Here is a 13,421-nt window from a genome sequence, read left to right on the forward strand (position 1 = left end):
TCGGTACTCACATCGTGCCTTCCGGTTGTGCAGCAGTATCTTTCAAGATGAGCGGTAACCCTGCAACCACTAGTACGACACGATCGCACACCGCGGCGATACGAGCGTTGAGAGTGCCGATCTCGTCGCGGAACAATCGTCCCGACCGCGTCTCGGGGATGACGGCCAAACCCACTTCGGGGCTGACCAGCACCAGGTGTCCGCGATAGTTCTCGACACTGGCGACCAGGCTGTCCGCAGCGGGAGTGATGGTGCCGCGCGGAGCGTCCCAGGCGCCTTGCCGATCGAGTTCAGTGGTCAGCCACGTTCCCAGATCGTCGACCAACGTCGCTGTGTGTGAATCGCTTTCGAGCTGCGCCGCGAGGTCACCGGCAGCTGCGGTTTCGACAGTCGACCAATGAGAAGGCCGTCTGTTGCGGTGCTGGTCGATCCGGCTTTCCCAGTCTGCGTCGGAGACATCACGTCTGGCTGTCGCCAGGTACCGGATCGGTGCCGAACTTTCGGGTAAGTGGCCTGCACAAACCAAATCCTCGGCGTGCGCGGACTTACCAGACCGCGCGCCGCCGAGGACCAAAGTTCTATACGTGTTCGTCACGCTCAGATTGCGTCGCCCGGCCCCACACGAGGCTTCGGTGCGCGCAGCTTACGGATCTGCGACGCGCGAACGAACGCGTACCAGCCGAGCTTGAATCCGCCGTCGGTGCTGTCGGGGAAGCGCTCGGCGACGCGGTTGTTGATCATGCGACCGAGCCAGATGCCTTCACCGACCATGAAGAGCATCATCACGAGCATTGCCAGCGTGACGATCTGCTGGAGCGCGGGCGTGACGAACATCGTCATGATGAGGATCAATGCGAGCGGCATGAACAGCCCGACGAGGTTGCGGCGAGCGTCGATGAAATCACGGACGTAGGCGCGAACCGGTCCCTTGTCGCGGGGGAGCAGGTACTTGTCCTCGCCGGCGAGCATGCGGGCGCGGCGGTCTGCCGACGATGCGCGACGCTCGGCGGCTTCGGCCTTGCGGTCCTCCTTGGAGCCGCGGGTCGCCTTACGGCGGGCGCGGGCTTCCTTCGCGGTCAGCGGGGCAGGGGCAACGGGGCCACGCCTCTTCGCCTCGGCGTCACGACGCTTGGGTGTGGGGCGGCCCTTGCCCACCTGCTCGATGGGCGCCTCTTCGGAGGCCGAGGATGCCTCAGTGCCCTCGACGTCACGTTTGTCGGAGTTGTCTGAGTCACCGCGGCGTAGCAATTTCACACCTCCAGGCTATTGGATAAGTGCACGGTCTGGGAAACCGACCTCGGTCTTTCTGAAAAACCCGATCGCCCGAGGCACTGAAACGCGCGAGATCGTGAAACATCGGGGTCATTCGGGACTCTTAGACTTCCGCTATGCGGGTAATAGTTGCTCCAGATTCGTTTGGTGAGACGTTGACGGCCGTCGAGGCGGCTGAGTCCATTTCTGCCGGTTGGCGACGTGGCCGACCCGAAGACGACGTCGTCACCGCGCCCCAATCCGACGGTGGTCCGGGTTTCGTCGACGTCTTGGCCACGGCTGGGGGCGACATCCGGACCGCACGGGTGCCTGGGCCACTGACCGCTGGCGTCGACGCCGCGTGGCTGTTGGATTCGGACACGGCGTACATCGAGTCCGCCGAGGCTGTCGGGCTCGGTCTGCTCGGAGGTCCGCCGACACGAGACACCGCACTCGCCGCGCACAGTCGCGGTGTCGGAGAACTGATCGCTGTCGCGCTCGAGGCAGGCGTGAAGACGATTGTCGTCGGACTCGGTGGGAGTTGCTGCACCGACGGGGGGCGTGGACTGGTGGAGGCGCTGGGCGGTCTGGAGGCCGCAAGGGCGGCTACGGCGGGCATTGCGTTGGTCGCGGCTACCGACGTCGAACACGTACTTCTCGGCGAGCACGGTGCGGCAGCGGTGTTCGGCCCGCAAAAGGGCGCCGATGCCGATGCCGTCTCTGTCCTCGAAGCGAGAAACGCGAGATGGGCCGAACAGTTGGAGTCCGCAACCGGAAAACGAGTCTCGGATTTTCCGGGTGCCGGCGCCGCGGGTGGTATCGGTGCTGCGCTGTTCGCCCTCGGTGCACAGCGGCGATCGGGGGCCGACGTCGTTGCCGATCGCACCGGCCAGGCGGCGCTATTGGCTTCCGCTGACCTGGTGATCACGGGTGAAGGCAAGTTCGACCACCAATCTCTGCGCGGCAAACTCGTCACGACGCTTGCTTCGGCCGGGGCGGCGCACGGAGTTCCGACGCTCGCCTTTGCCGGTCAGGTGACGCTCGACGCGGCGGACTTTGCGTCGACCTCGATAGTCGCGACGAAATCGGTGACGGAGTTCGCCGGGTCGGTGGAACGTGCGATGGAGGAAGCGTCGGCGTGTCTCGAGGGACTCGCCGAACACACGGCACGGGAGTGGAACATCTGGCGCGGCGCCCGGAGCTGAGGATCAACAAGCGTCGACGCGCCGTTGCCGTGTCGGGAAGACCGGATAGGATGAAGACGAATCGCACCCGGTAAGGACTGGCGGGAATAAGTCGGCAGCGGCGTACCGTTGAAGCGTTCACGGGTTGGTACGAACATTAGGGAGAGCCCATGACTGTGCAGAACGAGACCGCCACCCACGGCGTCAAGATGACCGAGGCCGCATCCGCCAAGGCGAAGGCACTCTTCGATCAGGAGGGTCGCGACGACCTCGCGCTGCGTATCGCAGTGCAGCCCGGCGGCTGTGCCGGACTGAAGTACCAGCTGTTCTTCGACGACCGCACGCTCGACGGTGACCTCACCGTCGACTTCAACGGCGTCAACCTGGTTGTCGACCGGATGAGCGCACCCTACGTCGAAGGTGCGTCCATCGACTTCCTCGACACCATCGAGCAGCAGGGCTTCTCGATCGACAACCCCAATGCAACAGGCTCCTGCGCCTGCGGTGACTCGTTCAACTGAGTCTGTCGATCACAACTCAATTCACAAACAACTGACGCGGAACCGACATTCGGTTTCGCGTCAGTTGTTTGTGGTGACTCGCCTGCAGACGGTTCCGATCTCACGGCTCGGGCGCCGATACCGGCGCTACGGGCGGTAACGTGAACTTTTGCTCCTCTTTCATTCTTGTACTCACTTCGCTGAAAGGCCACGATCCGTGACTATTGCGGTAACCGGTTCCATCGCCACCGACCACTTGATGCGCTTCCCCGGCCGCTTCGCCGATCAGCTCCTCGCCGATCAGCTCGCCCACGTTTCGCTGAGTTTCCTGGTGGACGATCTCGTGATTCGCCGCGGTGGTGTCGGCGGCAACATCGCTTACGCCATGGGCGTGCTCGGTGGGTCCCCGCTACTCGTCGGCGCAGTCGGTGCCGACTTCGCCGAATACCGCACGTGGCTCGAGGACAACGGCGTCGACTGCAGCGCGGTCCGTATCTCGGACAAGGCACATACGGCGCGTTTCGTGTGCACCACCGACGAGGACATGGCGCAGATCGCGTCGTTCTACCCCGGTGCGATGAGCGAGGCCCGCGAGATCGAACTCGCGGCAGTGGCCAAGACTGCGGGCGCAGTCGAGCTGGTGCTGATCGGCGCCAACGACCCCGAGGCCATGGTTCGCCATACCGACGAATGCCGTCTGCTCGGAATCCCGTTCGCAGCGGATCCGTCGCAGCAGCTTGCTCGCCTGTCCGGTGACGAGGCCAAGGCGCTCATCCACGGTGCGAAGTACTTGTTCACCAACGAGTACGAGTGGGGTCTGCTTCAGCAGAAGACTGGTCTGAGCGAGGAAGAGATCCGCGCGCAGGTCGGCATCCGTGTCACCACCCTCGGCTCCAAGGGTGTGGAAATTGTTGACGCCGAAGGTAATTGGGTGCGAGTCGACGTAGTGCCCGAGACCGGCAAGGTGGATCCGACGGGCGTTGGCGACGGCTTCCGCGCCGGGTTCCTGCTCGCACACGGCGCTGGCCTGAGCTTCGAGCGCGCCGCACAGCTGGGATCTTTGGTCGCTGTGCTGATCCTCGAGACCGTGGGAACGCAGGAGTGGGTGTTCAATCGCGACGAGGCCCTCAAGCGCCTTACCGACGCATACGGCAGTGCGGCTGCGGACGAGATCGCGACGATCCTGCCGAAGTAGGGCTCCGCCCCGTGAGTGGTTGAGGAGTCCGGAGACTCCCTGACCACTCACGGGGCCGAAGGCCTAGATGTTGACCGGGTACACCGGTTCCTGGATCTGCGGCACGATGCGCTTCTCCACGAAGATCCCGTGCCAGACCATGAACGTCAGCACGGTCCACAGGCGTCGGCTGTGGTCGGACACGCCCTCGCGGTGATCGTTGAGCATCTTCACGACGGCCTGCTTGTCGAAGATGTGGTCGGTACCCGACTCCTCGATCTGCAGATGTGCCCAGTCGAAGAGTTCGGTGCCGCGCAGCCAATGGCGCAGGGGAACCGGGAATCCGAGCTTCGCACGGTGCAGAACATGGTGCGGCACAATGCCTTCCAGGGCCTGACGCAGTGCATACTTGGTTGTGTCCTTCGTGATCTTCTGATCGAGCGGCACGCGTGACGCTACGTCGAAGACCTCGGGATCGAGGAACGGCACACGCAGTTCCAGCGAGTTGGCCATCGTCATCTTGTCGGCCTTGACGAGGATGTCGCCGCGCAGCCAGGTGAACAGGTCGAGATGCTGCATCCGGGCAACCGGATCCCAGTCCCGTGACTGCGCGTAGATCGGCGCGGTGACGTCCTGGTGAGTCCACTCGGGGCGGAAATCGCGAAGGACGGCGCGGAGCTGAGCGTCGTTGAAGCTACGAGCATTGCCGTAGTAGCGCTCCTCGAGGGTCAACGAACCGCGATTGAGCAGACTCTTGCCGCGAGTACCGTCCGGGATGCGTTCGGACAACTTGCCCGCAGCCCGACGCAATCCCTTGGGGAGGTACTCGAAAGGCTTGAGCGACAACGGCTCACGGTAAATCGTGTAGCCGCCGAACAGCTCGTCGGCACCCTCGCCGGACAGCACGACCTTGACGTGCTTGCGGGCTTCCTTCGCGATGAACCACAGCGGAATCAATGCCGGATCGGCTACCGGGTCGTCGAGGTACCAGACGATCTCGGGAATGGCAGCGGCGAACTCGGCGGGGGAGACCACCTTGACAACGTGCTTCGCGCCGATCGCCGCGGCAGATTCTGCAGCGACGTCGACCTCGGAATAGCCCTCACGTTCGAAACCGGTCGTGAAGGTGATCAGGTTGGGGTTGTGGCGCATCGCCAGCGCCGCGATCGCCGTGGAGTCGATACCACCGGACAGGAACGAACCGACGGTGACGTCGGCGCGCATGTGCTTGGCGACCGAATCCTCGAGTGCCTCGGCGATTTCCTGGTAGCGCGCCTTCTCGGTGCCAGGTGCAAAAGGCTTGGCCGGGAACTTCGGCGTGAAGTACCGCGTGAACGTGGGTTCCTCGCCCGGACGCACCCGAGCGAAGCTGCCCGACTCCAGGCGTCGGATCTCCTTGTGCAATGTTTCCGGCTCCGGGACGTACTGAAGAACGGTGTAGTGCTCGATGGCGCGCGGATCCAGCTCGGTACCGATGCCGATCAGATCGGTGAGTTCGAGCAGGCTCTTCTTCTCACTGCCGAACGCGGTGCCGCCGGCGCCGGTAGCAATGAACAGCGGCTTGATCCCGAACGGATCGCGCGCGATGAACAGCTCGCGTGTGTCGGTGTCCCAGATCGCGAACGCGAACATTCCGCGTAGGCGCCGGACCGCATCCTCACCCCAGTAGTGGAATGCAGCGACGATGGCCTCGGAGTCGCCCTCGGTGAAGAACTTGGCGTCGTGGTCCTTGACCAGTTCGGCGCGGATCTCCAGGTAGTTGTAGATCTCGCCGTTGAACGTGAGCGCATAACGCTCCGGGTTCTCCGGCGGGCCCCAACGCAGCGGCTGGTGGGAATGAGCGATGTCGATGATCGCCAGGCGGTTGAACCCGAAGACGAGGTGGTCGTCGTTCCACGTCCCGTGTTCGTCCGGCCCGCGGTGACGAAGGCAATGCATCGCCTGGTCGACCCGCGAGACGGCGTCCTCGCTGGTTCCGCCAGATGTCAGTAGCCCGAGCAGTCCACACACAGCGTCCGGTTCCTCGATTCAGAATTTTTGTAGAGAAGGCTCCCGGACACGAGTGTCGGGGAGAGGTCAACGAACTCTTGTCGAAAGTATGCCGCAGATCGACGTCCCTGCCGATCGCGGCGGAACGAATCGACGTGATGTGCGTCGCCGAAACGACCTGAGCCGTTCCTGAGCAGCACCTGAGAGAGCTGTGTGACGTCCGCCGCGACACGGGCGAGGACCCGAGGATGGATAGCGCCCGGCTTTGGTCTACGCTGCGTAGTAATTGGGCCTTCCCTCCGGGCATGCCCTAGTTGAATTTTGTGGCGATCAGGAAGGCGTGAACGTGGCGCAAGGTCGGATCCTTCGGCGAGCGGGGCTGGCAGTATCTCTGGGCATTGCTGCCTTGCTGCTGTCGGGTTGCTCCATCGACAACGAAGTGCTTCGTTTCGGGTGGCCTTCGGGCATCACCCCGGAGGCGACGCGCATGCGTGAGCTGTGGACGTGGTCGGTTGTAGCCGCCCTCGTCATGGGTGTGCTGGTGTGGGGGCTGGTCTTCTGGGCCGTCATCTTCCACCGCAAGAAGAAGGACTCGCCGGAATTCCCGCGTCAGACGGCATACAACGTGCCTCTCGAACTCGGTTACACGGCAGTTCCCTTCGTCATCATCGCGGTTCTCTTCTACTTCACCGTCATCGTCCAGAACCATGTTCTGGACAAGACGGACAACCCTGACGTCGTCGTAGACGTCACGGCATTCCAGTGGAACTGGAAGTTCGGCTACCGCTCCATCGAGTTCGGTGACGGCAGTGCCAAGTACAACGGCATCGACGTCGAAGCCGAAGAGGCTGCCAAGGCCGAGGGCTCCACTGTCAACGATCACGGCGAAGAAGTTCCCGGCCCGATCCACGGCAACAGCACCGAGGACCTGAGCTACCTGCACTACGACAAGATCGAGACTGTCGGCTCCAGCCAGGAGATCCCGATCCTCGTTCTGCCCACCGGCAAGCGGATCCAGTTCGAACTCGCTTCCTCGGACGTCATCCACGCTTTCTGGGTGCCTGAGTTCCTGTTCAAGCGCGACGTTCTCCCGAACCCCAAGGAGAACCACTCGGACAACATCTTCCAGATCAGTGAGATCGAGAAGGAAGGCGCGTTCGTCGGGCGTTGTGCAGAAATGTGTGGCACGTTCCACGCGATGATGAACTTCGAGGTTCGTGCGGTTTCGCCCGAGGACTTCGCCAAGTACATCGAACTGCGCAAGGGTGACGCGGAGGGCAAGGGTGGTCTGACGACCGCCGAGGCCCTGCAGGCAATCGGTCAGTCGCCGGTGGCTACGTCGACCACGCCGTTCAACACCGACCGCGAGTACCGTCAGGCAACCGTCGCCACTGCAGGCAACTGAGCCGGCCAGCCTCTTCACTGAACAAGGACAAGTGCTGATATGAAGATCGAAGCCAAGCTCTTCGAGATCCTGACGATGTTCTTCATTCTCGTCGCGATCATCTACGGAGTGTTCACCGCTCTGTCACGCACAGGTATCGAGTGGGCCGGACTGACGGCCATCGTCCTGTCTGCAGGTCTGACGCTCATCGTGGGTACCTACTTCCGCTTCGTTGCCCGTCGTCTGGACACCCGTCCCGAGGACTACGACGACGCAGAAATCTCGGATGGTGCAGGAGAACTGGGCTTCTTCAGCCCGGGTAGCTTCTGGCCGATCCTGCTTGCCGCCGCAGCTGCACTCGCGGCAGTGTCGCTGGCGTACTTCCAGCCGTGGCTCATCGCAGTCGCAGTTGTCTGTGTGCTCGCCGCAGCCGCAGGCCTGGTGTTCGAGTACTACACCGGACCTGAGAAGCACTAGTTTCACCCGCACTCGAACAGAGGCGCCGCACCCACCCGGGTACGGCGCCTCTGTTGTCGTATCTGCGAGTTGCGGTACGAGGGTGCCGATTACCCAACCGCTCTTTGTCAGTCGTGGAGCGAGTATTCGAGGTCGTAGCGGTGCAGACCGTCGACGATCTCGAGCTCGAGAGTGCCTGAGATCCCCTTCAGCTCGCCGGTTCCGGACCCCGGCACGATCTCGTACAGCAGCTTCTGCGTTCCGTTGATCATCTGACCGAACTGCTGCAGTGCGAACGATCCCACAGCTTCGTCGACCTGCCCGGTGACAAACTCCAAAGCGACGTAGCCCGCTTCACCGGTTGTCGGATCGCCGGCGGACAGCATGAGTCCGGTCGATGTGCCCTCGACGCCGCCGATGAACGTCTTGTCGAACTCGAAGCGCCCGACGCGTCCGGAGAGCTCAGGATCGGCGGGGCGGAGATCGATCTCGAAGGTGCCGCGTGCATGGGATGTCATGGTCCGAGTATCTCACCAGGCGGCAACGCCTCGAGGGGACTACCGAGAACGTGCAACACTCCGTAGATGATCCTCGAACATGCCGTCCTGCAGGTCGATCCGTCGCAGTCAGCGCGATTCGAGGCCGCGTTCGATGTGGCCCGAACCATCATCTCCGAGGTCCCCGGATTCATCAGGCTGCGACTCTCGCACTGCCTGGAATCGCCGGAGCGGTATCTCCTGCTCGTCGAGTGGGAAGACGTGGAGTCACACACCATCGGGTTCCGTCAGTCCACGGGATACGAGAAGTGGCGAGAACTTCTCCACCACTTCTACGAGCCGTTCCCGACGGTGGAGCACTATTCAACTGTGCTCGAGGTCTAGCAAGGCGTCGTCCTCGCTGTTGTCGGCGCTCAGACGTCGAACCGGGGGAGTGGTGACCCACTGGAGGTTGTCATGCTGAATTGCTCAGAGAACGAGTGAGGCCCCGAACCGGAATCCGGTTCGGGGCCTCACTCGTCAACTGTCGTTCTTAGTGGAGTTCTCCACTGGAACCATCGGACTTGCCGTTGGTTCGGTTCTGGTAGTCCAGAAGGATCTGAAGCTGCTCGTGCTCAGCTTCGTGATGAGCGGCTTCGAGAGCCTCGCTCTCCTCGACTGGGTCAGCGGTGATGAGGCTACCGCTACCGGGCTTGCCGGCGAGGCCGAGCTTGTTCATCTTCTTCGGGACAGCGGCACCCTGGTACTCGAGCGGGATCGGGTGTCCGTGCTCGTCGACGGGGCCGAGCGGCTGGTGGATCTCGATGTACTGACCGTTCGGCATCCGCTTGATGATGCCGGTCTCGATGCCGTGTTCGAGGACTGCACGGTCACTGCGCTGCAGGCCGATGCAGAACCGGTACGTCACGAAGTACGCGATGGGCGGAAGGATGACCATGCCGATACGGCCGATCCACGTCATTGCGTTCAGCGAGATGTGCAGGTGGTACGCGATGATGTCGTTGATGCAGGAGATCGTGAGCACCAGGTAGAACGCGATGGACATCGCACCGATAGCGGTACGGACCGGCACGTCGCGCGGGCGCTGCAGGATGTTGTGGTGAGCGTCGTCTCCGGTGAGACGCTTCTCGATCCACGGGTACGCGATCAACAGTGCGAAGACGAGGCCCATGATCAGGGCGACGGCGAACACAGCGGGGATCGTGTAGCGGCCGAACAGGTAGATCTCCCACGCCGGCCACAGTCGAGCAAGGCCGTCCGTCCACATCATGTAGATATCGGGCTGGGAACCTGCCGAGACCTGTGACGGGTTGTACGGACCGATGTTCCACACGGGGTTGATCTGGAACAGACCACCGAGCAGTGCGAGCACGCCGAAGGTCATGGCGAAGAACGCGCCACCCTTCATTGCGAAGACCGGGAGGATGCGGACGCCGACTACGTTCTGTTCCGTACGGCCGGGGCCGGGGAACTGCGTGTGCTTCTGGTACCAGACCAACGCGAGGTGGCCGGCGATCAGAGCCAGGATGATGCCCGGGAACAGCAGCACGTGAGCGACGTAGAGACGCGGGATGATGAGGTCGCCGGGGAAGTCGCCGTCGAAGATCAGCCAGTGCATCCAGGTACCGACGATCGGGATACTCATCGTGATACCACCGAAGGCGGCGCGGAGGCCGGTGCCCGAGAGCAGGTCGTCGGGGATGGTGTAACCGAAGAAGCCTTCGAACATCGCCAGGATGAGCAGCAGGCAGCCGATGACCCAGTTCGCTTCACGCGGACGACGGAATGCGCCGGTGAAGAAGATGCGAGCGAGGTGAACGATGATCGACGCCGCGAACATCAGTGCAGCCCAGTGGTGAATCTGGCGAACGAAGAGACCGCCGCGCACCTCGAAGGAGATGTTCAGGGTCGTCTCGTAGGCGCGAGACATCGTGACACCGCGAAGCGGCTGGTACGCGCCCTGGTAGACGACGTGTGCCATCGACGGATCGAAGAACAGTGTCAGGAACACACCGGAGATCAGCAGGATCACGAAGCTGTAGAGCGCGATCTCGCCGAGCATGAAGGACCAGTGCGTCGGGAAGACCTTGTTGATCTGCCGGCGCATGCCTGCGGCGAGGTGGTAGCGGGAGTCCATAGCCTCCGCTTGTCCAGCCGCTGCCGCGCTGATCTTGGACGGTTTGGTTGTTGTTGTGGTCACGGTCGACGCTCCCAAAATGCCGGGCCGAGTGCTTCGATGAAGTCACCGTCGGCGACCAGGAAGCCCTCTTCGTTCACTGTAATAGGCAACTGCGGAAGTGCGCGAGCAGCGGGACCGAAGATCGGCTTGCCGTAGGTCAGTGCGTCGAACTGCGACTGGTGGCAGGGGCACAGAATACGGTTGCTCTGCTGTTCGTAGAGCGAGGTGGGGCAACCCAGGTGGGTGCAGATCTTCGAGTACGCGAAGTAATCGCCGTAGTTGAAGCTCTCCTGGCCCTTGCGCTTGGTGACACGCGCGGTGTCTTCCGTGCGGAGGCGGATGAGCATCACCGAGTTACGAATGCCGCGCAGTGCTGCGAGCAGAGCGTGCTCGTCGCCACGGTCGGACTCGCGGAACGGGAAGACCGTTTCCATCGAACCGGCATCGAGATCTTCCGGGCGAACGAGGACGATGTCCTCGGGACGGCCGGTGTCACGACGCAGGTAGATGGTCTCGCCCGGGTAGTTCGGGGTCCAGCCGGACACCCACAGGGGTGAGTCGTCGCCCTTGGCCCACGGGTTCTTGATGAGTCCGCCGAGAGGCATGACCATCATGACGCCGAGTGCGCCACCGCCGAACATCAAGCTGCGCTTGATGGCCTTGCGGCGGGGGAGGGTGGACGTATCGAGGGTGTCGCCGAGCTCGGCGACGATCGTGCGACGATCGACCTCGGTGGATCCACCGTCGTGGCGGTCCTGGATCGAGACCTCTTCGGGGATGAACTTCTTGGTGAACTGAACGGCACCGATGCCGACACCGAGGATCGCCAGACCCATGGTCAAGCCGATCAACGGGGTGTACAGGCTGTACTTGCCGTAGTTCTCGTCACCGGCGCCTGCATACTCCCAGGGCCAGAACAGGTAGATCGCGATGAATGCGATCGCCGAAACGCCGGCGAGGCCGAACCAGAAGGCGACGTTGCGCTCGGCGCGCTTTTCCGCCCTGGTGCCCTTTACCGACCAACGATCACGGCGGTAGACGACATCGACGCCATCGAGATTGGTACCCAGCTTGACCAGGTCGTCGCGTGACATCGCGTCGAGCTCTTCATCTGTGTACTTCTTAGGCGTATCGCCGCCATGCTGGCCAGCGTCGCTCATGACCTTGCTCCGATCCACAATGCTGCACCGACGACAGCGATGATTCCGACGGCCCACATGGCGAGACCCTCAGAGGCCGGACCGAGGCCACCGAGCCCGTACCCACCGGGGTCCTTCGACTCGCCCGACGACTTGACGTAGGCGATGATGTCCTTCTTCTCCTCGATCGTCAGCTGACGATCCGAGAACTTCGGCATGTTCTGGGGGCCGGTAACCATGGCAGCGTAGATCTGCTGCTCGCTGGCCGGATCCAGGACCGGGGCGTACTTGCCCGAGGACAGTGCGCCACCGCGGCCGGTGAAGTTGTGGCACGACGCGCAGTTGAGCCGGAAGAGCTCACTGCCGCGTCCGATGTCGCCACCGCGCAGCGAGGACTGGGCGATTTCGCCGTTCTCGTCGCGGATGAGCGTCGGGCCGCCGCCGTTGGCCTGGATGAAAGCGCCGAGGGCGTCGGTCTGCGCAGCATCGAACTTGGGGTCCTTGCGTGCAGCCTGGGCCTCGTTGCGAGCTGCGGGCATACGACCAGAGGAGACCTGGAAGTACACGGCTGCTTCGCCGACGCCGATGAGGCTGGGACCGCGGTCCTGCACGCCCTGCAAGTTCGCGCCGTGGCACGTGATGCATGACGTGTCGTAGAGCTGCTTGCCTTCACGAATCAGGGCTGCTGAATCGTCGCTGGCGGTCGCAACCTGCGGAGCTGGTGTCAACGCCGAAGCGAGGAAACCTGCGCTGATCAATCCCATCATCAATACGAGCGCGCCGGTAACGCGCCGGCGGATTTTCCGCTGGCGACGCGACTTCGCGGCATTCGCTGAGTTATCGGATGCGGGAGGGGGGGATGAACTCATCTGTATCCCTTTGGTATGTCGGGACGGAACTGGACGTCAGGGGCTGCCTGGGGCGTACAGCTGATTAACGGATGAAATAAATCGTGGCAAACAGCGCGATCCACACGATGTCGACAAAGTGCCAGTAGTACGAAACAACGATCGCGGCGGTGGCCTGGGCGGGCGTGAACTTGCTGACCCGGGTACGTGCGATCAAGAAGACGAAGGCGATGAGACCGCCGATGACGTGCAGACCGTGGAAGCCGGTGGTCATGTAGAACACCGAGCCGTACACGCTGCTCGAAATCGTGGTGCCCTCGTGCACAAGGTGGTAGTACTCGTAACCCTGGCCGGAGACGAAGAACGCCCCCATGATCAAGGTGATGGTGTACCAGCGACGAAGTCCGAAGACGTCGCCACGCTCAGCCGCGAAGACACCCATCTGGCAGGTGAACGAAGATGCGATAAGCACCAAGGTCACCGGCACGGCCAGATACAGGTTCAATTCGGTTGGCTCCGGCGGCCAATTTCCGTTCGCCTGAGCTCGTGCCACGAAGTACATGGCAAAGAGCCCTGCGAAGAACATGAGCTCACTTGACAACCACACGATGGTGCCAACGCTGACCATATTCGGCCGGTTCAGCGAGTGCACGCGTTGGGTGATTGCCGATCCTGAAGTCCCTACTGCGCTCGTCACAGACAGAAGTATGACGCTTCGTCGTAAGAGACGACCACTCGGGTCCACCATCGGCGCGTCGCTCGGCTCGAGTTCGCGGGATCGGGCGGCGAACGCGCTGGTGGCGTGGTCGGAATATGCTGG

The 13,421-nt window shown here is 62.7% G+C and carries 14 protein-coding genes; 6 read left to right on the plus strand and 8 right to left on the minus strand.

The genetic code is table 11. The annotated features are described in order from the left end of the window. Nucleotides 1-7: 7 nt before the first annotated feature. Both cobU and AC2ETI_RS14370 read right to left on the minus strand, forming a co-directional pair. Nucleotides 8-595: a bifunctional adenosylcobinamide kinase/adenosylcobinamide-phosphate guanylyltransferase gene (cobU, locus tag AC2ETI_RS14365; RefSeq protein WP_069146848.1), complete on the minus strand. Its 588-nt coding sequence runs from the start codon at nt 593-595 to the stop codon at nt 8-10. 2 nt (nt 596-597) lie between these two features. Next, the gene (locus tag AC2ETI_RS14370; RefSeq protein ID WP_007730051.1) at nt 598-1,254 is read right to left on the minus strand and encodes a DUF3043 domain-containing protein; all 657 of its coding nucleotides are present in this window, start codon (nt 1,252-1,254) and stop codon (nt 598-600) included. Nucleotides 1,255-1,388: 134 nt separating this feature from the next. Between AC2ETI_RS14370 and AC2ETI_RS14375 the strand changes: the two genes are divergently transcribed. The 3 genes from AC2ETI_RS14375 to AC2ETI_RS14385 all read left to right on the plus strand — a co-directional run bounded on the left by AC2ETI_RS14375 (nt 1,389) and on the right by AC2ETI_RS14385 (nt 4,130). Then, nucleotides 1,389-2,456, plus strand: coding sequence for a glycerate kinase family protein (locus AC2ETI_RS14375; RefSeq protein ID WP_483634054.1), 1,068 nt, complete (start codon nt 1,389-1,391; stop codon nt 2,454-2,456). Nucleotides 2,457-2,605: 149 nt separating this feature from the next. Then, nucleotides 2,606-2,956 carry a HesB/IscA family protein gene (locus AC2ETI_RS14380; RefSeq protein WP_007730053.1) on the plus strand — a complete coding sequence of 117 codons (351 nt, stop codon included), beginning with the start codon at nt 2,606-2,608 and terminating at the stop codon, nt 2,954-2,956. Between the two features lie 196 nt (nt 2,957-3,152). Beyond that, nucleotides 3,153-4,130: a carbohydrate kinase family protein gene (locus AC2ETI_RS14385; protein ID WP_003941700.1), complete on the plus strand. Its 978-nt coding sequence runs from the start codon at nt 3,153-3,155 to the stop codon at nt 4,128-4,130. Between the two features lie 63 nt (nt 4,131-4,193). Here the strand turns inward: AC2ETI_RS14385 and asnB are convergent, their stop codons facing one another. After that, entirely contained in the window at nt 4,194-6,119 is a 1,926-nt protein-coding gene (gene asnB / locus AC2ETI_RS14390) for an asparagine synthase (glutamine-hydrolyzing) (RefSeq protein WP_019748911.1), read from the minus strand. 319 nt (nt 6,120-6,438) lie between these two features. Here asnB and ctaC point away from each other — a divergent pair, with 319 nt between their 5' ends. After that, nucleotides 6,439-7,503, plus strand: coding sequence for an aa3-type cytochrome oxidase subunit II (ctaC, locus tag AC2ETI_RS14395; protein ID WP_019748910.1), 1,065 nt, complete (start codon nt 6,439-6,441; stop codon nt 7,501-7,503). A 39-nt stretch (nt 7,504-7,542) separates the two neighbouring features. Then, nucleotides 7,543-7,959 (plus strand): cytochrome c oxidase subunit 4, encoded by a 417-nt coding sequence (locus AC2ETI_RS14400; protein WP_003941723.1) that lies wholly within the window; start codon nt 7,543-7,545, stop codon nt 7,957-7,959. Nucleotides 7,960-8,066: 107 nt separating this feature from the next. On the opposite strand, the gene AC2ETI_RS14405 is transcribed toward AC2ETI_RS14400, so the two are convergent. Then, nucleotides 8,067-8,456: a DUF3224 domain-containing protein gene (locus AC2ETI_RS14405; protein ID WP_020908106.1), complete on the minus strand. Its 390-nt coding sequence runs from the start codon at nt 8,454-8,456 to the stop codon at nt 8,067-8,069. Between the two features lie 66 nt (nt 8,457-8,522). Here AC2ETI_RS14405 and AC2ETI_RS14410 point away from each other — a divergent pair, with 66 nt between their 5' ends. After that, nucleotides 8,523-8,819 (plus strand): antibiotic biosynthesis monooxygenase family protein, encoded by a 297-nt coding sequence (locus AC2ETI_RS14410; RefSeq protein ID WP_020908105.1) that lies wholly within the window; start codon nt 8,523-8,525, stop codon nt 8,817-8,819. Nucleotides 8,820-8,967: 148 nt separating this feature from the next. On the opposite strand, the gene qcrB is transcribed toward AC2ETI_RS14410, so the two are convergent. From qcrB to ctaE, 4 genes are all read right to left on the minus strand, one after another. Further along, entirely contained in the window at nt 8,968-10,572 is a 1,605-nt protein-coding gene (gene qcrB / locus AC2ETI_RS14415) for a cytochrome bc1 complex cytochrome b subunit (protein ID WP_044480654.1), read from the minus strand. Nucleotides 10,573-10,631: 59 nt separating this feature from the next. Beyond that, complete coding sequence (gene qcrA, locus AC2ETI_RS14420) at nt 10,632-11,774, minus strand: cytochrome bc1 complex Rieske iron-sulfur subunit (RefSeq protein ID WP_020908103.1); 1,143 nt, start codon at nt 11,772-11,774, stop codon at nt 10,632-10,634. Then, nucleotides 11,771-12,622, minus strand: coding sequence for a cytochrome bc1 complex diheme cytochrome c subunit (gene qcrC, locus AC2ETI_RS14425; protein ID WP_020908102.1), 852 nt, complete (start codon nt 12,620-12,622; stop codon nt 11,771-11,773). The genes qcrA and qcrC overlap by 4 nt, the downstream gene beginning before the upstream one ends. Nucleotides 12,623-12,686: 64 nt before the next feature. After that, nucleotides 12,687-13,298, minus strand: a complete 612-nt coding sequence (ctaE, locus tag AC2ETI_RS14430; protein WP_020908101.1) for an aa3-type cytochrome oxidase subunit III — start codon at nt 13,296-13,298, stop codon at nt 12,687-12,689. Nucleotides 13,299-13,421 lie beyond the last annotated feature (123 nt).

This window comes from Rhodococcus sp. MurmanLake-1, assembly GCF_056945715.1.